Source organism: Pilibacter termitis (assembly GCF_900167335.1).
Lineage (GTDB): Bacteria > Bacillota > Bacilli > Lactobacillales > Streptococcaceae > Pilibacter > Pilibacter termitis.
The window spans coordinates 1-20,704 of record NZ_FUXI01000031.1 but is presented as its reverse complement, the minus strand read 5'-3'; the positions used below and the strand labels follow the sequence as shown (position 1 = coordinate 20,704).

Sequence of the window (20,704 nt, the reverse complement as noted above, 5' to 3'; positions counted from 1 at the left end):
CAACGCTTGCCTATTCTACTTTTCCACTCAATAATTGAGAAATTTCTTTTTTCGACAATGTACGGTACTCGCCGTGCCTTAGTCCTTTAAGTGTTAAATTCCCAATGCGTTCACGTTTTAATTTTTGAACGGGAAGTCCCACTGCCTCAAACATTTTCTTCACTTGATGATTGCGTCCTTCGTGAATCGTAAGCGACACTATACTCGTGCCTTTTGCCATGTCTACACTGATAATTTCATAACGTGCCTTTGCCGTTTTCCTGCCGTCAATTTTCACGCCGTAAACAAGTGGTTTTAAGTTTTCTTTTGTCGCAATTCCTTTGACTTTCGCCACATATTCCTTTTCAATTTCATGTTTCGGGTGGGTCATTTTGTTTGCAAAATCACCGTCATTCGTCAAAATCAATGCCCCCGTAGTATCCCAGTCCAACCTCCCCACTGGGAAAATACGTGCTTTGACGTGTGAAAAATAATCCAGCACCACTTTGCGACCCTTGTCGTCGCTATTTGCGGTAATCACACCTTTCGGCTTGAAAAAGAGAAAATACACAGGTTCCTCTTTGTAAATTGGCACACCGTCAACTTCAACGCTGTCGTGATTTGACACTTTCACACCTAACTCACGTACCACTTCTCCATTGACACTCACACGCCCTTCAGTGATCAATACCTCAGCTTTTCTACGTGAGGCAATTCCTGCTTGAGCAATGATTTTTTGTAATCGTTCCATTTTGTTCTCCATTATCTAAAAAATAGTTTATCTATCTTCTTCATTCTTTTCTTCTTTTTCTTCGCCTACTTCATCATCAAATAAAATTTCCTTGTCTGCATAGCGGTCAAAGAATAGATCAACAGGCAATGCCGTGTTCATTTCTTGTTCCATTTGTGCAATATCTGGCAAATCTTCCATTGTACGAAGTCCAAACATATCCATAAATACATCCGTTGTACCGTACAAAATCGGTCGTCCCGGTGTTTCCATTCTACCGACTTCCTCAATCAAACGAAAATGCACAAGTTTTTGAATGGAACCACTCGAACCTACCCCACGAAGTTCGTCCACTTGCATACGTGAAATCGGCTGTTTGTAAGCAATAATCGAAAGCACCTCAAGAGCTGCTTGAGAAAGTGTGTTGGCAATTGGACTTGCTGCATATTCCTTTAGAAAGTCCGCAAACTCCTCTTTTGTCGTCAACATGAAACGTTCGCCCACCTCTAAAATCTGCAAAGAAGTTTCTTTATTCTCACGATAACTCTGCTCAAGCAACTTGATTTCTTTTAAAACCGTCTTTTCGCTTACAGACAAAAGACGTGCCATTTCCTTTAATTCTACCCCTTCATCCCCTGTTACAAAAAGCAGGGCTTCAATTTTCAATTTGATGTTCACTCGTTTTCATACTCCGTTCCTAATTGTCCAAATAATAAAATCGGTGCATAATTATGTTCTTGTTCAATGCGAATTTGCTTTTTCTTCATTAATTCTAAAATTGCCATAAACGTGGTCACAATTTCACCTTTGCTCGCATCTTCCTCGAAAAAGTCCTCAAATTTAAATCCAGACTTTTTCCCAGAAAGCAAACGTTGATGAATAGCTGTTACAATCTCGTCCATTCTTTCTTCGATAGATACACTATCCGTTTCAATCAACGTTTCCTTTGGCGTGCGTTTTTTTCGTTTTTCCAACATCTGATGAAACGCAAGGAATAAATCAATCGTATTGTATTGCAATTCAGCAAGGGTATCTTCCTCTTTAAATTCCTCAACATTCATCGGCGGTTTTGTGAAGAAACTCTCACGTTCTTCTTTTTTCTCTTGCAAAAGTTGTGCTGCAAATTTGTATTTCCGGTATTCCAAAAGCTGTTCCACCAATGCCTCACGAGGGTCGATACCGTCAAGTTCTATTTCGCCGTCAAATTCACCCTCATAGGTTTCCGTTGGCAAAAGCATGGTACTTTTTATCGCCATAAGCGTTGAAGCCATGACCAAATACTCGCCTGCCACTTCAAGTTCCAGTGTCGCCATTGCATGAATGGTATCCATATATTGCTTTGTCACCTCAGCAATCGGAATGTTATAAATATCCACCTCAAGTTTTTGAATCAAGTGAAGCAACAAATCCATTGGTCCTTCAAAAACGTCTAATTTTAGCTGAATTGGTTGCATTTTTCTTCTCACTTTCTTGGTTTCTGTTGATTCATGCGATTGAACGGGCTACACACAACCTGGCACAGTGAAAAAAGATAAAATTGAGAACCTGTCCTGCGGACAGAACCATAAATTTTCCTATTTTTCAATGTGCCAGAACGGTTGTGTTCCGCACCTTATTAAACGGGCTACACACAACCTGGCACAGTGAAAAAAGATAAAATTGAGAACCTGTCCTTCGGACAGAACCATAAATTTTCCTATTTTTCAATGTGCCAAAACGGTTGTGTTCCGCACCTCATTGTAGCATATTTTTTAGTGTTGAAAAAGAACAGCCTTTGTCACTCAATGACAATTTTTGCACAAGCCTTGAAACGTTAGACGGTGATCTCTCACCAAAAACTGAAACTCTTTTTCCACTAATTTTTCTACATCTAATAACAAATCTTCCTCGATTTCCTCCACGCTACCGCAATTTTCGCAGACGAGGTGATGATGAAAGTGTTTCGCTCCAGCTTTTCTAAGATCGTAAAGTGCCACACCGTCATCTGTAAAACTGACTCTATCCACAATATGCAAATCCGTCAAAATCTCTAACGTGCGATAAACAGTTGCCAATCCAATCCCTGAATCTTTTTTTCTCACATAAAGAAAAATTTCCTCTGCGGACAAATGGTCTTTTTCTTTTTCCAAAATAACCGACACTACCGCTTGTCTTTGAGTCGTAAGTTTAAAACCAGCCTCGTGTAATTTTTCTTGAATAGCTTTCAAAGTGCTGAAATCTACCATATCTGTTTCCTCAATCTTTTTCTTCTTTTATCAAATAAGTAAAGCCGTCTTGTTGTCGAATTTTTCCTTGTTTCATCAAGTTTCCTAATGCTCGCTTGAATTGAGCTTTAGAAATGCCAAAGACAGACTTGATGACTTCCGGACTTGTTTTGTCTGTATAAGGAATACTTCCGTCATTTGAGCGTTCTAAAAAGGTCAAAATCATCATCGCATCATCACCAATCACCTCGTGCGAACGTGGTTTGAGTGACAAATTCAATACGCCGTCAGGACGAACACCTACAACACGAGCGTTGACAACTTCCCCTAAACGAGGTTCACGAAATCGTTCGCTTGGATGAATAAAGCCTAAATAATAATCCTCCGTTAAAACGTAAGTGCCAACGATTTTCAAGCGGAAAACTGTCGCAACAACATCTTGATTTTGCATTTTTTCTGTCGCTTTTTTTGCCACCGCACGAAAATTACTCTCTGGTGCCAATTCGCCCCAAATTCTATCCTTACTATCTACACTAAGTGCGATATTCAATCGGTCGTTTTCCTTTGGCCAAAGTTCTTTCATTTCTGGCAAATTATCCAAACTTACGACAATTTCCTTATCAGGCAAACCAATGTCCACAAACACACCTAAATCTCGGCGGACACCTGTTACCACACCGAACGCATAATGCCCTACACGACTTTTGGGCAAACTCGTTGTAAAACGCAATTTCCCCTTACTATCAGCGTACGCAAAACCCTCGACACCCTCGCCAAGAGCAAATTCACCCTCTGACTTATTTAGACGATAATTTTTGCCTGCTTTTTGCACGATAAAAAACTGTTCGTTTTCGTCTGTAATAATACCTGTAAACACTGTTCCTAGTTGTTGATTCATTTTATTCTCCAGTCTATCATTCACTGATTCTAATCAGTATCCGAACCAAGCAGCAACTCTTGGCTACACTCTACTCTATTATAGCAGAAAATAGCACATATGTTCTTTGAAGTTTTCATTTTGATTAAGTCTATAAAAAAATACACTTTTCATCTTGTTTAATTTCCGCTTTATGATACTATTATTTTTATAAATGCGTATCCGTTTACAATTCTGGAGGAGAAAAATGAAACGAGAAAATTATTATAAATTGTTATTTGAAAAATATGGTTCAAAAGAAGAAGTCTATGCTGAGTTGATTAATTTGGAGGCGATTTTGAATTTACCGAAAGCAACCGAGTTATTTTTAAGCGACATTCACGGTGCTGACGGTGCATTTGATTACATTTTGCGAACAGGTGCTGGAAATTTAAAAGAAAAAATCGTGGCAACTTTTGCAAGCGTTTGGGATTTTGAAAAAGTCAATGAGTTTACCCTACTCGTTGCCTATCCAGAGCTATTTTTACAAGAAATGACGGAGAAAAAAACGAATACGTGGCAAAAGGAGACCATTTTAGACTTGATTTGTCTCTTGAAATTTTGTGCAAGCAAATACACTCGTTCTAAGGTAAGAAAAAGTTTGCCAAAAGAATTTGCCTATATTATCGAAGAATTGCTCTATATGGAAGGGGCGGCAGAAGAAAAAGAAAACTATTATGAGCAAATTTTGGAGCGGGTCATCACATTGCAACAAGGTGAGATTTTCATTGTCGCTCTTAGTCTTTCTATTCAACGGTTGGTCATTGACCACCTGCATATTGTAGGAGATGTGTACGATCGCGGGAGTGGCGCTCACAAAATTATGAATCGCTTGGAAAAATTTCACTCGGTTGATTTTCAGTGGGGGAATCACGATATTCTCTGGCTTGGGGCAAGAGTGGGGTCGAGTTGCTCTATGATTACACTTTTGCGTATCGCAGCTCGCTATAAATATCTTCTGGATTTGGAGGAGGCATATGGCATTAATCTTAGACCGTTGTACCTTTTCGCCGAAAAAAATTACAAAACAAATCCTCGTTTCACCCCGAAAGCAACGGAGAAAAACGCTCAAGAAATCGAAAATGATGAATTGCTTGAAAAAGTACATCAAGCTCTTGCAATTATCCAATTCAAACTGGAGGGACAAATCATTCAGCGAAGAAAAGAATTTCAAATGGACGATAGACTTTTACTGGAAAAAATTGATTTTGACAGGCAAACTATTACGTTAGAAGATGAAAGTTATTCTATTGAGAGTTTTCCTCGAGCAACCATTGACCCGCAAGACATTTACGCACTTTCTGCTGAGGAGAAATACGTGCTAGACAGTTTGACAACAAGTTTTCAAAATTCAGAACCCTTAAAACGTCACGTTCACTTTTTGCTAGAAAAAGGTGCGATGTATCAAGTGTATAATGGACAATTGCTGTTTCACGGTTGTATTCCTCTGTTGGAAAATGGGGATTTTGCCTCTTTTACGCTTGAGGGACACTCTTATGAGGGAAAAGCATTACTTGATGCGTTTGAGCATTATATCCGTCAAAGTGCGAGAAATATTGACATTCATGATGATTTTGCGACTGATTTGATTTGGTATTGCTGGTGTGGTGAAAAATCTCCACTTTTTGGCAGGAAGAAAATGACTACATTTGAGCGATACTTTATCCCTGACAAATTGACACATAAGGAAATGGAAAATCCTTATTTCAGTTTGCGAGATGAGGAAGAAACGTGCAAAAAAATTCTTGAAGAATTTGGTCTATTTGACCAAAACGCTCGCATTATCAATGGTCATACACCTGTAAAAGTGCGAAAAGGCGAAACACCTACTCGGGCAAACGGAAAACTTTTTATCATTGACGGCGGCATGAGTCGTGCCTATCAAAAAACAACAGGAATCGCAGGATATTCGCTATTAAACAATTCCTACGGTTTCCAAATCGTGACACATCAGCCGTTCAAGAGCATTGAGGAAATTTTCGAGCAGAGAAAAGACCCGACAACTGTAAAAAATATGATTGACGGGAAGTTCAAAAGACGTTTGATAAAAGATACAACGATTGGCAAGGAAATCCAAGAACAAATTGATGATTTACTTGAGCTTTTGGGATATTTGGAGATTGCAGAGGAGTAAAAACTTCACAAAAACACCGCACGAAACGTCATTTCATGCGGTGTTTTTAGAGGTACCCTTAACAAATACAAAATAAACAGGAAGAATGATAAGTAAGTAAAGATAAATCATTCTTGTAATTCTTTCTCTAGCAAACTAACTTGCCATTGTTTCAAAATATAATGATTTTCCTCTGACTGTTCGAAAGATGTAGTGTAAATAATTTTTACAGTATCTCCTACTTTGATATTTTGCTCTTTTACCATTGAACGCTTGGAAGTATCAGTTTCTGGACCCAAGTCAAGAGAAATTGTATCTCCTTGCTTCACTTTTTCATCCCAAAAATCTTCATCTGCCTGTATCAAAATAAAAGAAGAAGTAATCTCCTTAACCGTGGCAACACCCGAAAAAGGTCTCCAATCAGCAATGGTGTCCGTTTCAATTTTTTTTGTAGCATTTATATCTCTTTTCTTATTTAAAAAAAACATCAAACACCCTACCGTTAACAGACAAAATAAAACAATGATTAGATAATTTATTTTTCTTTTCATGATGTAAAAATTCCATTCCAAATTGTTGAAGTTGTATCTAAAAATTTAGTGGTATCGTAAGCAATGTATTTCCAGCCTTTTTCCCAATCGTCAGCAACTAGTAAATAAATTTGAGTCTTTGTTGCATTCCTTGCAGAAAGATATCCCTCAACTGGAACACAGTGCCCTGATCTTTTTCCATTAAAGGTACCTCTAAAAAACTCCGATTAAACCAAAACTAGCGACGTTGGGTAAGCATGAGGTTTTAGAGGTACCCATATGTCTAACATCCTTTTAGAACCTGTTCGCAATCTCATCTTTTTATAAGTAAGCTCAAAAACGCTAATACCACCATTTTCTTTGATGTATTCAAATAGCGTTCTACATTTTGGACTAACCGTCTGAACTTCCCCAACCAAGCAAAGCTTCATTCCACAATCCAACGAATTGGTAGGACTTTAAATGTGTGAAACTCTGTTCGTTTGACAATTTCTATTAGACAACCCAAAAGGGCTTGCATTTTTTCTTGAAATGATTTGCCCATATATCCAGTATCAAACATCACGTTTTGTAACTTCGGAAAAGTGTGAGGAGATTGCTCAAACATTTCTAAAGCTCCTGCCTTATCTGAAATGCTAGCAGTAGTCACGTGAGTGTTATGAGGGAGGCCTTGACTATCAACGGCAATATGCCGTTTGATGCCTGAAATCTTTTTCCCTGCCTCACACCCTTTCCCTTTTGCTGTTTCAGTATTTTTGACGCTTTGTGCCACAATCAAGAAAGCCGTCTCGTTCTCCCTCCCTTGAGCTTTTCTTAAGGAGCGGACAATTTTTTTTAAACAAGTTTCTAAGACGCTTTCACCATTTTCACGCACCTCAGACCACGTTTGAAAATGACGATAGACCGCATTCCACTTTGGAAAATCCTTGGGCAAGGCACGCCACTGATAGCCTGTTGCTTGTAAGCAAAGGACGGCATTGAACAGATCATAACGAACCTGTTTTCTCGGATTGGTTCGCTTACGGGCTTGTTCAAGTAGCGGACGGATTTTTCAAAATCTAATCGAGAAATATCACTGGGGTAGTTCATTCAAAATATCCTTTTTGAATTGATTATAACATATTCTTGAGATTGAGAACAGGTTTTAAGGACTTTACTACACGTGTGACATTATCAAATATCAAAAATGGGAAAATTGTTCCTAATCGGTATTAAACGAAGTTTTTAGAGGTCCCCTATACCAAAAGGAGTGGTCTTATTCCTTTGGGCATAGTCCTGTTTTTTCCTTCCAACTTTTAAATTTACGTTTGATATTATGGCCAAGGGTAATAACCGACATAAAAAATAGAAAAACATCGTTGAACCATCCAAGTATCATAAGAATCTCTTACAGCTTTATCATAAAGTGGAATATGCATTATATACTGATTTTCTACTTGTTCATCTTTTTTTATTTTTGTCGTATAACACAATATAGGGCGTAAAGTATTTATTGCAGCATATAACCTTATTGCTCCTGTTGGAGTAAGGGTTGAGTATGAGAAAAACAAAATGAAGAGAATAAGAAAGAAACGCATGCTTATTTTCTTCCGTATTGAGCATTTCATGTAAAGCTTATCATATAAAATATTTCCTTTTTTCATCATTACATATCCATTTTTATAATGCGAATATCTGACATTTTTCCTATTTGTTCACTTAACTTCTTATTATCATCATCCAATGTGTTTTGTGCCACATACATTTCTGAACTACTTACAGAACGAATCCAAGAAGAATGATGCCAACCAGAAGATTTATCTTTATATTGTATCACATCTCCTTTATTAGCATACTTTAAGGCAGATTTCCAATCACTTTTAGAAAATGTTTTGTTTGGACGTTTCATTTTTCCTGTTAAAAAGGAATACAAATCTGATACGCGAATAAAAGATGTGGTCATTGTATAATAATAACCATTTGGTTTCCCTTGATAGTAACTCTGTTGTCGGACATGATACCATTCTGTCGTTGAAGGTTTCTTATATTCTAATACTCCTCTTGCCCCAAAATCTAATCCGGAATGATGTAATATTTGAGAAACATAATTCGTACAGTTTCCTCCAGCAAAAACACCGGAGAAATCTTGATAAAGTGAATTTCTCTTATAAGCGTATGCTTTAGCATAAGATAATGCTGCATTATAATTTAAATACTTTCGACTTTGTTTAATTTTTGATTTTTTATACTCTTCATTTGTCTTTTCATCTACAATAATATTTTCTAGATTATTTGATTGTATTACTTCAAGAGTTGTTGTCTTGTCAAAAATGTTCATATTAAAATCATCAAGAGTACCATTCACAATAAAATATTCTTCCATTTTAGAAAGATATGCAGTTAGATAAATATAAATATTACTATACTCTTTCTCTTTCAAAAGAGCTTTATCTTCTTCATTCAATATCTGTTTTTGAGCATATTGAACAAACTCTACTGTTCCTATTTGAATCCCTTTCTCTTCTTTAAAAAAATATTGTTCAAGTAGTTTTTTACTCTCGCCTAATGTCTTTGTATTTTTTGTTGTAATATCAAGTTCGTTCTCCGATAACTCATCTTCTGATACTTTTAATTCAGTTACTTCTTTTTCAATCTCTGGCAAAGTTTCATTTGGAAAATAGACATTCTCAACAACTTTCGAAATTTCCTCCTCACTTTCGTCCATCTTTAGTTTTGTACCATACTTACATTTATTCACTTCCTCTGATTGAACAGTTAAAACTGCCGAGGGTACGGTTAATGCAACAATACTTACAACTACCAGTATAGAAGTAATCGTTTTCGCGATAATTGACTTCATAATAAAATTCTCCTTATAACTTTTTAATACCTTATTTGTCGATTCATCACATACAAATTATAATCCCAATTCTCCTTGAGCTTAATACATATGGCAGCTCTAAAAACTCGCACTTATCCTAAATTGCTAGTTTTCCAGTTTTCTTCGTCAATCTCCTCAACCAGGTCTAGCTACGAGGAGCAAAAGTTTGGTCGCTATTCGCAATACCACCTGAAGCTTTGCTTCAACGACATGGTTCGCTGTTACAGACTTCAAATCGCTCCTCTCCACTTTTTTTGTCACCACATAGCTTTCGTCGATTTCCTCGAAAACAAGAAAAACTAGCTAATTTAGTCTTAAACGGAGTTTTTAGAGGTACCCATATCTTATACTTTCCTTATATGTTTAGAACCTGTTTACAATCCCCATTTCCGGTCTATTTTGCCTAACTTTGTACGTTTTTCCCTCGAAACGTACGAAGTTAGATCAAAATATACTCGAAAGAAAGAGCGTAAACAGGTTCTTAGAGATGTCGTTAAACCAAAGCAGTCAACACATTTTCACCGTGAGCAACATCTTTTTTCATGTCTGGCTCAACGATTTCACGAAAATCTGCAGAATTTGTAATAATAACTGGAGTTTCTGTACTATATCCTGCTTTTTCAATTCCGTCTTTATCAAATTCAACTAAAAGCTGACCTTTTTTCACTTTGTCGCCTTGGTTGACAAAAGTTGTGAAATATTTCCCTTCAAGCTGAACAGTATCTAAACCAATATGAATAAGAACTTCTGTTCCGTTTTCTGAAATCAAGCCAATTGCGTGTTTTGTCGGGAATACCGTCATAACCGTTCCGTCAAATGGAGCAACTACTTTTCCTTCTTTTGGATAGATTAACGCACCTTTACCTAACGCACCAGATGAGAATGCCTCGTCTTTTCCGCTAGAAAGTGGAGCAACAATTCCTTGCAAAGGAGAGGATAATGTTTCTTTATTTAATACAGATTTTTTTTCTGCAACTTCTTCTGTGGCTACATCATACTCTTTAGGGCAAAGCAAGATTGTTAAAACAAAACTTACTCCCATTGCAATTAAAACAGACAAACCAAAGTTGATTACAGACTCTAAACTTCCATCAGGTCTGCTGTCTGCACCAGTTGCAATATAATTTGGGATAGAAAAGATACCTAAGCCACCCATTGAATATGAAGTTAAGTTTACAAAACCACCGTAAGCTCCACCAATTGCACCACCAATACATGAGATAACAAATGGTTTCACACGTGGTAAAGTAATCCCATAAATCGCTGGCTCAGTTACACCACAAATCCCTGAAATGATTGATGGTGCTAAAAGTTCACGGTCACCTTTTTTGTAAATTTTTGTATATAACGCAATAACAACGGCAGTTTGTGCAAAACTTACACAACCAATTGTTGCTAAGATATTTGAGTAACCTTGTTGACCGAATTGAATGATTGCCATTGGAATCAATGCCCAGTGAAGACCGAACATAACCAATACTTGCCATAAAGCACCAAGCAATAGACCAAACAAGATAGCAGAGAAATCATAAATCGATGTAAACCCTTTGTTTAAAAGTTCTGTCAAGATACTGATGATTGGTCCAACAGCTAGGAAAGCAATCGGCATAGTAATCAACAACGTAACCATTGGAACAAAGAAAGTCGCAATAAGTTCTGGAATCACTTTTTTTGCCCATTTGTTAATTTTTGATGCTAACCAGATGACGAAGATGATCGGAACTGCTGATGAAGCATAGTCGTTAACGATCAATGGAATTCCTGCAAACGTTGTAAAATAGTCAACTCCTAGAAGTTTCCCTAATGGTTTTGCTCCCTCAACAGCAATTGCTGCTTTTTGAATTGCTGGATAAAGTAATGCTCCTGCTAGAGCGAGTCCAGTAAATTCAGGGAGTTTAAATTTGCGTGATGCTGCGACTGCAATGAAAAATGGTAAGAAATAAAATACTGCATCGCCAATTGCATTCAGTGTGATATACGTACCAGATTTAGATTCGACTAAATGGAAGAATAGTAATAATGCATTAATCCCTTTGACCATACCAGCCGCACAAAGTGGACCTAAGAACGGTTGGAAACATCCCGATACAATGCCAATAAAGGCATCAAACGGTTTTTGTTTTTCTTCAGGTTCATCCGTTGAATCAGAACTTGAAATTCCTGCTACTTCCAAAACATCTGCGTAGACATTTGGCACGTGATTGCCAATCACGACTTGATATTGTCCGCCAGCTTTCATAACAGTTACAACACCGTCCATGTTTTTCAACACATCATCATTTGCTTTGCTTTCATCTTTCAATTTGAAACGCAAACGTGTGATACAATGCGTTAAGCTATTGATGTTTTCTTTTCCACCAACGTTTTCAACAATTTTCTTTGCTAAAGTTTCATATTTACCCATTTCTATAATCCTCCAAATTCTTGTTTTAGCAATATAATTTGAAGGTTTCGCCAACTGAATGTCACGATCCTAGTGTGTCCTTTCAAACACTTGCCTTTCCACAGGTTTTGCCAATGTCCTCCTACTATTTTCTTGCGGGTTGCTCTAAAAACACGCACTTATTCTAAATCGCTAGTTTTTAGCAGTTCCCTTATAAATAGATTTGCTTTCTAGCAAAATCTTATTACCGTAAATTAGTTTTCATTGACTTCCATAATACGTGCAATATGAATCGTTAAATAGATTTTTTCATCTATTGAGATTGCGTATTGGTATTTTCCGTTTAGGAAGTCTGCAATTTTGTCTACACAATGGTAGGCTTGCATATATTTTCGCTTGATGACTTGGTAAAGTTCGTCATCTTCTGTACTTTGCGTGTAAATTTGCCCTTTTAGCACACGCTGAACGAAAAATCTAAGATGTGTGATAAATCGCTCAAAATAAATAGATTGCTCATCAAAACTCATTCCTGTCGAGTATTTCACGACATTTAAAATCTCTTGAATGAGCTTGGTCATCTCAGTTACATCAATGTTTTCTTCGATTTCTCCGTTGACCAAATGCAAAGCGAGAAACCCTGCCTCGTCTTCTGACAAGGTAACGTTTAACGTTTCTTTCGTCATTTGTATCCCGTGTAACCCGACTTCATATTCTTTCGGGAAAAATCGCTTGATGTCCCAGAGTAAGAAGTTTGGAATATTAATCCCTTTTTGATTGCGTTCAATCGCTGTGTATAAATGGTCTGTTAGTGAAATATAGCTGTTTGGTTGCAACTTTTTTCCTAATGTTTCACGTGCATAGTCCATAAATTCATCAGCGAGTTTTAAGATTTCAAATGGCATTTCGCTCACCAATTCTAAAATTCGTTCAGAATTTTTATCATTTGTTAAGCGATAAGTTTTCTCAATCTTTTCTTCGTCAATAGACGCTCCCGCATTCTTTTGAAAGCCTATTCCTCTCCCCATAACAATGCGGTCATTGTCTGAAATGACAACGTTGTTATTCAGTATCTTTTTTATCTTCACTTCGTACCCCTCCAAGTGAGCATTCCTTTTCTATATTAAGTCAAACAAAAAACCTAATAAGCACACCAAAACAAGTGCGTTCATTAGGTTTAGCTTGTCCGAAACAATAACTATCCTTTTTGTATCTCAATGTCGTTATTTTACCTTAACAAGAAAGCGGTGTCAAGTCATTTGTATTATTTTTTGTTTTTTTTGTTCAAAAATTGAGCAATTAGCGGAATTTTTTGTTGTTCTTTTTCATCAAATACACTCATAAAAAAGATCGCCGCAACAAAAATTCCCCCTCCAAGAATCACACCAATTAGCGAGAGGGCAAATGTTGCCATGCGTGAAGTGATTTCTTGAAAAAATAAACGATACACATATAATACGCCCGCCATTATCACAAGTGAAATCATTGTTTTCACGTAGAAAGAGACAGGTAACCAATACGCTCGCTCGTAAAAATAAAAGCAGAGGAAAACAAGCAAAAGCGTAAAAATGGTTGAAAAACTTGCACCAAAAGTGCCAAAATGCTCCGTCATTGGTGCAGTCAACATCATTTTCACTACAAATCCTACAAGAAAAATCACAAGTGGAAAACGGTAGTTTCCTTTACTTTGTGCTAAACTTTGCAAAGCCTGTATCATTACCATTAGGACAATCGCAAGGAGAAAAACACTAAGTGTGCCGTTTAGTTTTTCATCTTGAAACAACGTTTTATTGATAAAAGGCAAGAGTGCAATCAAGCCAACCGTTGCCGCTCCACCTAGCGTGAATGAAAGTTTTAACAGTAAGCGAGCATTTTCTTGAAAAGACTTTTCTTGTTTTTCAAGGAAATTTTTGGTCAATGCAGGTAGAAAACTCGAGGTCAATCCTAAAGCAACAATCAAACCTAGTTGTACTAAAGGTTGCCCTCTGTCAAAAATACCTTTCGTTATCTCTGCATCACTTTCACTCATACCGAAATTTTGAAGTCCTTTTTTTATTGTGAAACTATCTACTAACTGCAATATCACCAGAAAACCAGAGTAGACACTCATCACACCCCCTTCAAAAATCATTCGCCTAAACAAATGATGAGGTGTCTTTTTCCGCCAGATTTCCTTTGAAAACTGAATGGGCAACAATTCACTTTTTCTAAAATAAAGGAAAAGCACTACGCACCCTACAAGTCCGCCAATAATCGAGCCACTCATCGCCAACGTTCCTGTTTGGTAAATTGAAAAATCAAGTGTCGCAAAACCAAACGCTGCAAACCAAATGACTGCCACTCGCAAAAGTTGTTCTAAAACTTGCGAAACACCGGTTGGCGTCATGAAAAGTTTCCCTTGAAACCCTCCACGAAAAATCGAAAGAAACGGGGTGAGAAGAAAACTCATTGCTGACATTTTCACAACAGGAGCAAGACGTATTTGCCCCATGCTTTTTGCGATAAAATTGCTACCAAAAAACAGAAGAAGAAATAACGCAACACTTATCACGCTAAGAATCATGAAACATTTCCCTAGCATGAGAGAAAGCTCGTCGTCATCTTTTGCCTCAACCGTTATTTTGGATAGAAACATTGGCAAACCACCAAGAGCGAGCATCATGGCAATCCCATAAATCGGATAGACTTGCTGATAGACGTAAAACCCAGCGTCCCCCACCAAATTTTGATAGGGAACACGGTAGAGAGCGGCGAGAATTTTTGCAATCAAACTCGTCAAAGTCAAAACGCTCGCACCACGTAAAATATTTTCTGCTTTACTTGTTTTTTGCATTTCTCACCACCATTCCTTACGCTTTGCGTTTCACTTCACGCAATCCTTCAACAAATTGCATGACTTCTTTCACCCAGACGTCCTCTTCCATATCTCGTGGTATTTCAAGTGTAAATGTTATTTTTTCTTTCACTTCACCAAGTGTTGCACGTAGTTTCGTTTTACTGAGTGCCTCGAAAAATTGTTCGCCTGTATAAATTTCTTTTGCTTTTTTACTCATGGTAACAAGCACTTCTGCACCAAGTCTAAGTTTCTTCTTCTGCATTTTTTCAACGAGTGCAAGTTCACCGTCCATTTTCATTCTGCCGATAAAGAGCAAGTTATCTACTTCACGTGGATAATCGCCAAATCTATCAATCAAATCCTCTTGCAATTCTCGCCACTCGTCAATATCTTCAAGCTCACGAATACGTTTATACAACTCAATTTTTTGTCGCTCATCTGCCACGTAGTCTTTTGGCAAATAAGCATCAACACCTAAATCAATTTCGACCGTTGTTTTCTCTACGCTCTCTTGAGTTCCTTGGCGTTTTTTCACCGCCTCTTCAAGCATTTGAGAGTACATTTCAAACCCGACCGCATCAATAAATCCATGTTGCTGAGCTCCTAAGAGATTCCCCGCACCACGAATGGACATATCTCGCATGGCAATTTTAAAGCCACTTCCTAACTCCGTAAAATCACGCATAGCTTGCAGACGTTTTTCGCTGACTTCATTCAACACTTTTTCTGCCTTATACATGAAATACGTGTACGCCACTCGGTTACTCCGCCCAACACGTCCACGTAGTTGGTAAAGAGTCGACAAGCCCATAAAATCAGCATTTTCCACAAACATTGTATTCACATTTGGAATATCTACTCCTGTTTCAATAATCGTTGTCGTTACCAAAACATCATATGCACCTTCGATAAAGTCGTATAGGACATTCTCCAGTTGCACCTCGCTCATTTGTCCGTGAGCGTAGCCAATCGTCGCCTCTGGAATGATACTTTCAAGCTCTGAAACTTTTTGCTCAATCGACTCTACACGATTATATAGGTAGAAAACTTGTCCGCCACGAGCCATTTCTCGCAAAACAGCATCACGAACGGCACCAAGATTTTGCTCCATAACATACGTTTGAACAGGGAAGCGATTGGCTGGAGGGGTTTCAATCACCGACAAATCACGCACACCCATCATTGACATATGAAGTGTTCTAGGAATCGGCGTTGCCGTCAAAGTCAACACGTCCACTTGTGTTTTCAACTGTTTCAATCGTTCTTTATGTTTCACACCAAAGCGTTGTTCCTCATCAATAATCAAAAGCCCTAAATCAGAGAACTCAATATCCTTACTCAACAACCTATGTGTGCCAACGATAATATCAATTTGATTGGTACGCAATTGTTTGAGCGTTTCATTCTGTTCTTTTTTCGTACGGAAACGAGAAAGCAAACCAATGTTGACAGGGAATCCTTCAAAACGTTCGGTCATTGTTTCATAGTGCTGTTGGGCGAGAATCGTTGTCGGTACAAGTAAAGCCACTTGCTTGCCGTCTTGAATTGCTTTAAACGCTGCACGCAAGGCAACTTCTGTTTTCCCAAAACCAACGTCACCAACTAGCAAGCGATCCATTGGTTGTTCACGCTCCATGTCACGCTTGATTTCTTCGGTACTTCTCAACTGGTCTTCGGTTTCCGTATAGACAAAGGAATTTTCAAACTCCATTTGGTACTCAGTGTCTGGGGAGAACGCAAAACCCTTACGGCTCTCACGTTCAGCGTAAAGAGCAATCAAGTCATCTGCAATATCTTCCACTTGCTTGCTAACTTTTGCTTTTGTTTTCGCCCAACGAGTGTCGCTCATTTTATTGAGCGTTGGCGTTTTTCCGTCACTTCCTGTATATTTGGCAATCAAATTCAGCTGAGTGACAGGAATAAAGAGTTTATCGTCATTTTGGTACAAAATCGAGATGTAATCTTGATGCACCCCGCCAATTTCGATTGTTTCCATACCGATATATTGCCCTACACCATGATTGGCATGGACGACATAATCGCCTACTTTCAGCTCATTATAGCTTTTCAAGCGTTCCGCATTTGAGATGTTGTGTCTGCGAGCTTTTCGTTTTTTGTTTTTATTGAAAATTTCCCGCTCCGTTAAAACAACCACTCTTGCACTTTGAAACTCAAACCCTGCCTGTAAAGAGGTAATAACAATTTGTGTTCCACCTTCTTTTATTTCATCAGGCTGACAAATCGAAACAGAGATGTTCCAATCTTGGAAAAGCTCTTCTGTTTTCTTTTGTCGCTCCTCGTTTTCGACTAGCACAACGACTGTTTGTTGCTGTTGTTGCCAGCGTTCTATCTCAGATTTTAAAAGTGGCATTTGTCCGAAAAATTGTTGCATTGTGTGTTGCGTAAAATTATGCACTGCAGAAAAACGCAAATTCCCCATTCCTTTTTGAAAAAGTGAGAAATAGGTTTGTGATTGTTTCGCATTTTTCAGCAAAACTGGAAAATCCGCTCCGAAAACTTGTGAAGAAACTACTTTGCCTTCTTCCAATTTCATCGTTTGCCAAGTTCCCTCGTCTAGCAAAATCTGGCGATTCATTTCCAAAATACGAGCATAATCATCTATAAATATCAAATCGTCCAAGCCAATATAATCAAACAATGTAAATTTTTCTTGATATAAAAAATCCGTATATTGTGCCGAAAATTCGCTCGCTTGCCCACCTCGCCAGCTAGTTAATAGTTTATCAAAATAATGCGTTAGCTCTTTATCGTCCTTGCCAACTTTTTTCGACAATGCCTCCTCTAACATTTCAGCACCACGAAGTAGATTTTCTTGTGAAAACACATACTCCGTTGCAGGTGGAATCACTAAACTTTCCACATTGCCAAGCGAACGCTGAGTATCCGCATCAAACGAACGAATAGAGTCAATTTCCACATCAAAAAGCTCGATACGCACAGGATTGTCAAACGTCAATGGAAAAATATCCACAATACTACCACGGATAGAAAATTCACCAAAAGTTGCAACTTTCTCCTCTCTGCGATACCCCATTCTCACCAGTTGCTCGGGCAATTGCTCAAAATCAACCTCGCTACCAACCGCCCAAGAAAGATGACTTGCCTGCCAAAGTGTTGGATTCGGCAAAAATTTTCTCATTGCAGCAATCGGTGCAACAAAAAAACCGTTTGCCTCCTTGTCCGCCAAAAAATCAAGTGCTGCAATTCGCTCACTCGTAGCCTCTGGAGAAGAAATCGCAAGTTCTGCTGCTAACACTTCATTGACAGGATACGCATACACTTTCTCCTCTCCCCAAATACTCGTCAAATCTTCTGTAATTTGCGTTGCCTGAAACACGCTCGGTGTAATAATCACCACTTTTCTTCGCCATTCATCAAGAGAGGCTGCCATAACAAGATTTTTCCCAGAACCACTCAAACCCGTAATCAACTGTTTACGAGCTGAAAAAAGCTGTTGTTGCCAGCTTTCAACCACTTCATTTTTTTTGATAATTTCTAATAAGTTCATATCTTCTCCTTGTATAATCATTTTTTGATGCTTTTTCTTCATACTTAATAGTTTTTCCCTAGTTTTATTGCTTGTTGTATTGATTCATCGTGTCTAAAAAGTCAGCTCCTGCGACAAAATATTCTACGGCATCTACTGCTTTTTGTAGGGCAATTTCCATTTCAACTCGCTCATTTTCTGCAATTTTCCCTAGTACGTGATTAACAACACTTGTATTTTTTTCCGGTCGACCTATCCCTATTTTTATCCGCTGAAACTCTTTTGTGTTCAAGTGGTCAATGATACTTTTCAGACCATTTTGACCGCCACTTCCCCCTTTTGCACGCAGACGAATCCGCCCTGCTGGAGAATCCAGATCATCATGAAGAATGATTAAATTCTCAAATGGAACATTAAAATAAGTCACAAGCGGAGCCACCGCTTTTCCTGATAAATTCATAAAAGTCGTAGGCTTTACGAGATATATTTTTTCCCCGTTTTCAAAATAATCACCCACAAGTGCTTGAAAATTTCTTTCCTCTTTGAATGTTACATTTTTTCGCCTTGCCAATTCATCAATCGCCATAAATCCAATATTATGACGGGTTTTTTCATACTTACTGCCCGGATTTCCCAAGCCCACAATCATTTTTGTCATCTTTCTTCTATTTCCTCCATGCCTGTTCAAACGCAAAAAATGCGAGCAGGCAAACTACTCGTGTGTTTGTTTCTATATAGATACGCATATTATACCACAATATTTGTTTTTTTATTGATTTTAACTTGCTTGGGGTAGCATTATTTCTCGCTATGAGTAATGTAACTATCTTTTTTATGGAAATTCTAAAAAAACTCCGTTTATGACAAAATTAACTGTTTTTCTTGTTTTCGAGCAAATCGACGAAGAAAATTGCAATTTGGGAGAAGTGTGATTTTTAGAGAAGTTTTAAGTTACTTCTCTCGTTTTTTGTGGTAAAATAAAAACAGGTTCAGCGGTGGACACAATATATTGTGTGTCATTTTCCACCCCCACAAAATGTGGGTTCAGAACCCTTAAACCCCGAGAGGGGACGGAAACATTTCACGATTTTCTCTGGAAGAATTGTTATTAACGTTCAGAACACTTAATCCCCGAGAGGGGACGGAAACCTTGCCAAACATTTCGTACGCTTTTTGATAATTGTGTTCAAAACCCTTAAACCCCGGGAGGGGACGGAAACTTCTTAGATTGTTTATCTATTCTTGTACCATTAGTTCAGAACACTTAATCCCCGAGAGGGGACGGAAACCAATTGTTATGAATGAAACTTGCTTTCATGTTTCCGTTCAGAACCCTTAAACCCCGTGAAGGGATGGAAACTTATACCCTTGAATGATATAATCGTTTACGGCATGTTCAGAATCCTTAATCCCCGTGAGGGGACGGAAACATCGTCTTGTTTGTGATTATCAATTGTTTCATCATGTTCAGAACCCTTAAACCCCGAGAGGGGACAGAAAATGTATATATAAGTTATGCGAAATACAACCCTAAAATTTTTCAAAAAATTATGCCAAGCGGCTTCGCCGCTAGTTGACAAAATAAAAAATATGTGATATAGACATTTTATGGAGGAATAATATGAATAAACCAAAAACTAATGGAGGAAAGGATATGGACACAAAGGTAATTTTCACTTTTTTGAAGGATTTGGAGGCAAATAATTCTTTGGATTGGATGAAAGCTAATAAAAAGGTTTATGAAAATGCAAAGGCTGAATATGAAATCTTAATTCAGGAATTGATAAACGGCATCAGTTCATTTGATAATTCAGTTAAAAATTTAATCCCCAAAGATTTGATATGGAGATTAAACCGTGATACACGGTTTAGTAATGATAAATCTCCATATAATCCTTCATTCAGGGCGCATATTTCAATTGCAGGAAGGAATCCAATACCTGCTGGATATTATTTAAATATAAAACCCGGAAAAATATTTTTGGGTGGTGGTTTATTTGTTCCTCAATTTCCAGAAGCAACAAAACTGGTGCGGGACTTTATTGTAAAAAATGAAAAAGAATTTGAGAAAATAATTGGACAAAAAACATTTGCTGAAAATTTTGAAATTGTAGGCGAAAAATTGAAAAATGTTCCCAAAGGTTATGATAAAGAACATAAATTTGCGGAATATTTAAAACATAAATCATGGGACATTGAATACTATGTTCAAGACAAAGTATTTCTTGACGCAGATAAGTTTATAAAATTATCTATTGAAATGTTTGAATATATGAAACCGTTTAATGATTATTTAAATAGGCTCTATACTAAATCGTGTGGAATAACAAAAATTCCATGCGATTTTTTTGCATAAAAAAAGACATCTCGTTTACAATGTAAGTGCCTAACCCAACAGTAAAGGAGATGTCTTCATGGATAAGTGTACAAGAGAATTACTAGGATTTCAAGATGAAAGTTTGATATTTGAAAAGGACCGTTGGTTTTCTAGAGGGGTAGATAAGAAAAATAGAAAATTCAACAGAATTGATGGGCTATATGCGAAAGTTCCTACGCATTGCGAGAGTTGTGGGGTTCTATTTCAGAGCTCAGCAGATTACTATAAACATGGAACTATCGCAAATAAGCGAGTGATTCAGGTTCCAGAA

At 37.7% G+C, this 20,704-nt stretch carries 14 protein-coding genes and 2 pseudogenes; 3 read left to right on the top strand and 13 right to left on the bottom strand.

The annotated features are described in order from the left end of the window. Positions 1-10: 10 nt before the first annotated feature. The 5 genes from B5D30_RS11145 to B5D30_RS11125 all read right to left on the bottom strand — a co-directional run bounded on the left by B5D30_RS11145 (position 11) and on the right by B5D30_RS11125 (position 3,811). Entirely contained in the window at positions 11-730 is a 720-nt protein-coding gene (locus B5D30_RS11145; RefSeq protein ID WP_078808148.1) for a pseudouridine synthase, read from the bottom strand. A 27-nt stretch (positions 731-757) separates the two neighbouring features. Then, positions 758-1,387, bottom strand: coding sequence for an SMC-Scp complex subunit ScpB (gene scpB, locus B5D30_RS11140; protein WP_078808147.1), 630 nt, complete (start codon positions 1,385-1,387; stop codon positions 758-760). Further along, positions 1,384-2,163 (bottom strand): segregation/condensation protein A, encoded by a 780-nt coding sequence (locus tag B5D30_RS11135; RefSeq protein ID WP_078808146.1) that lies wholly within the window; start codon positions 2,161-2,163, stop codon positions 1,384-1,386. Before B5D30_RS11135 ends, scpB begins: the two co-directional genes overlap by 4 nt. A 327-nt stretch (positions 2,164-2,490) precedes the next feature. After that, entirely contained in the window at positions 2,491-2,934 is a 444-nt protein-coding gene (locus tag B5D30_RS11130) for a Fur family transcriptional regulator (protein ID WP_078808145.1), read from the bottom strand. A 10-nt stretch (positions 2,935-2,944) separates the two neighbouring features. Beyond that, positions 2,945-3,811, bottom strand: a complete 867-nt coding sequence (locus tag B5D30_RS11125) for a CvfB family protein (protein WP_078808144.1) — start codon at positions 3,809-3,811, stop codon at positions 2,945-2,947. Between the two features lie 226 nt (positions 3,812-4,037). Here B5D30_RS11125 and B5D30_RS11120 point away from each other — a divergent pair, with 226 nt between their 5' ends. Then, the gene (locus B5D30_RS11120; protein WP_078808143.1) at positions 4,038-5,963 is read left to right on the top strand and encodes a fructose-1,6-bisphosphatase; all 1,926 of its coding nucleotides are present in this window, start codon (positions 4,038-4,040) and stop codon (positions 5,961-5,963) included. Between the two features lie 107 nt (positions 5,964-6,070). Here B5D30_RS11120 and B5D30_RS11115 read toward each other — a convergent pair whose 3' ends face one another. The 8 genes and pseudogenes from B5D30_RS11115 to pth all read right to left on the bottom strand — a co-directional run bounded on the left by B5D30_RS11115 (position 6,071) and on the right by pth (position 18,714). Next, entirely contained in the window at positions 6,071-6,493 is a 423-nt protein-coding gene (locus B5D30_RS11115) for a hypothetical protein (protein WP_144399582.1), read from the bottom strand. A gap of 292 nt (positions 6,494-6,785) precedes the next feature. After that, positions 6,786-7,561, bottom strand: a pseudogene (locus B5D30_RS11110) (IS5 family transposase). Positions 7,562-8,117: 556 nt separating this feature from the next. Continuing rightward, the gene (locus B5D30_RS11100; protein WP_078808140.1) at positions 8,118-9,311 is read right to left on the bottom strand and encodes an amidase domain-containing protein; all 1,194 of its coding nucleotides are present in this window, start codon (positions 9,309-9,311) and stop codon (positions 8,118-8,120) included. A 514-nt stretch (positions 9,312-9,825) separates the two neighbouring features. Next, entirely contained in the window at positions 9,826-11,736 is a 1,911-nt protein-coding gene (locus B5D30_RS11095) for a beta-glucoside-specific PTS transporter subunit IIABC (protein ID WP_078808139.1), read from the bottom strand. A 233-nt stretch (positions 11,737-11,969) separates the two neighbouring features. Beyond that, positions 11,970-12,800 (bottom strand): BglG family transcription antiterminator LicT, encoded by an 831-nt coding sequence (gene licT / locus B5D30_RS11090; RefSeq protein WP_078808159.1) that lies wholly within the window; start codon positions 12,798-12,800, stop codon positions 11,970-11,972. A 176-nt stretch (positions 12,801-12,976) separates the two neighbouring features. Further along, entirely contained in the window at positions 12,977-14,545 is a 1,569-nt protein-coding gene (locus B5D30_RS11085; protein WP_078808138.1) for a putative polysaccharide biosynthesis protein, read from the bottom strand. 16 nt (positions 14,546-14,561) lie between these two features. After that, the gene (mfd, locus tag B5D30_RS11080; RefSeq protein ID WP_078808137.1) at positions 14,562-18,077 is read right to left on the bottom strand and encodes a transcription-repair coupling factor; all 3,516 of its coding nucleotides are present in this window, start codon (positions 18,075-18,077) and stop codon (positions 14,562-14,564) included. A 64-nt stretch (positions 18,078-18,141) separates the two neighbouring features. Further along, entirely contained in the window at positions 18,142-18,714 is a 573-nt protein-coding gene (pth, locus tag B5D30_RS11075; RefSeq protein ID WP_078808136.1) for an aminoacyl-tRNA hydrolase, read from the bottom strand. A 963-nt stretch (positions 18,715-19,677) separates the two neighbouring features. On the opposite strand from pth, the gene B5D30_RS11070 reads away from it, so the two are divergent. Then, a complete protein-coding gene (locus tag B5D30_RS11070; protein ID WP_200806733.1) occupies positions 19,678-20,412 on the top strand; it encodes a DUF2461 domain-containing protein in 735 nt (244 codons plus the stop codon). Positions 20,413-20,470: 58 nt separating this feature from the next. Then, positions 20,471-20,704: pseudogene (locus B5D30_RS11065) on the top strand (hypothetical protein); the annotation flags it as partial.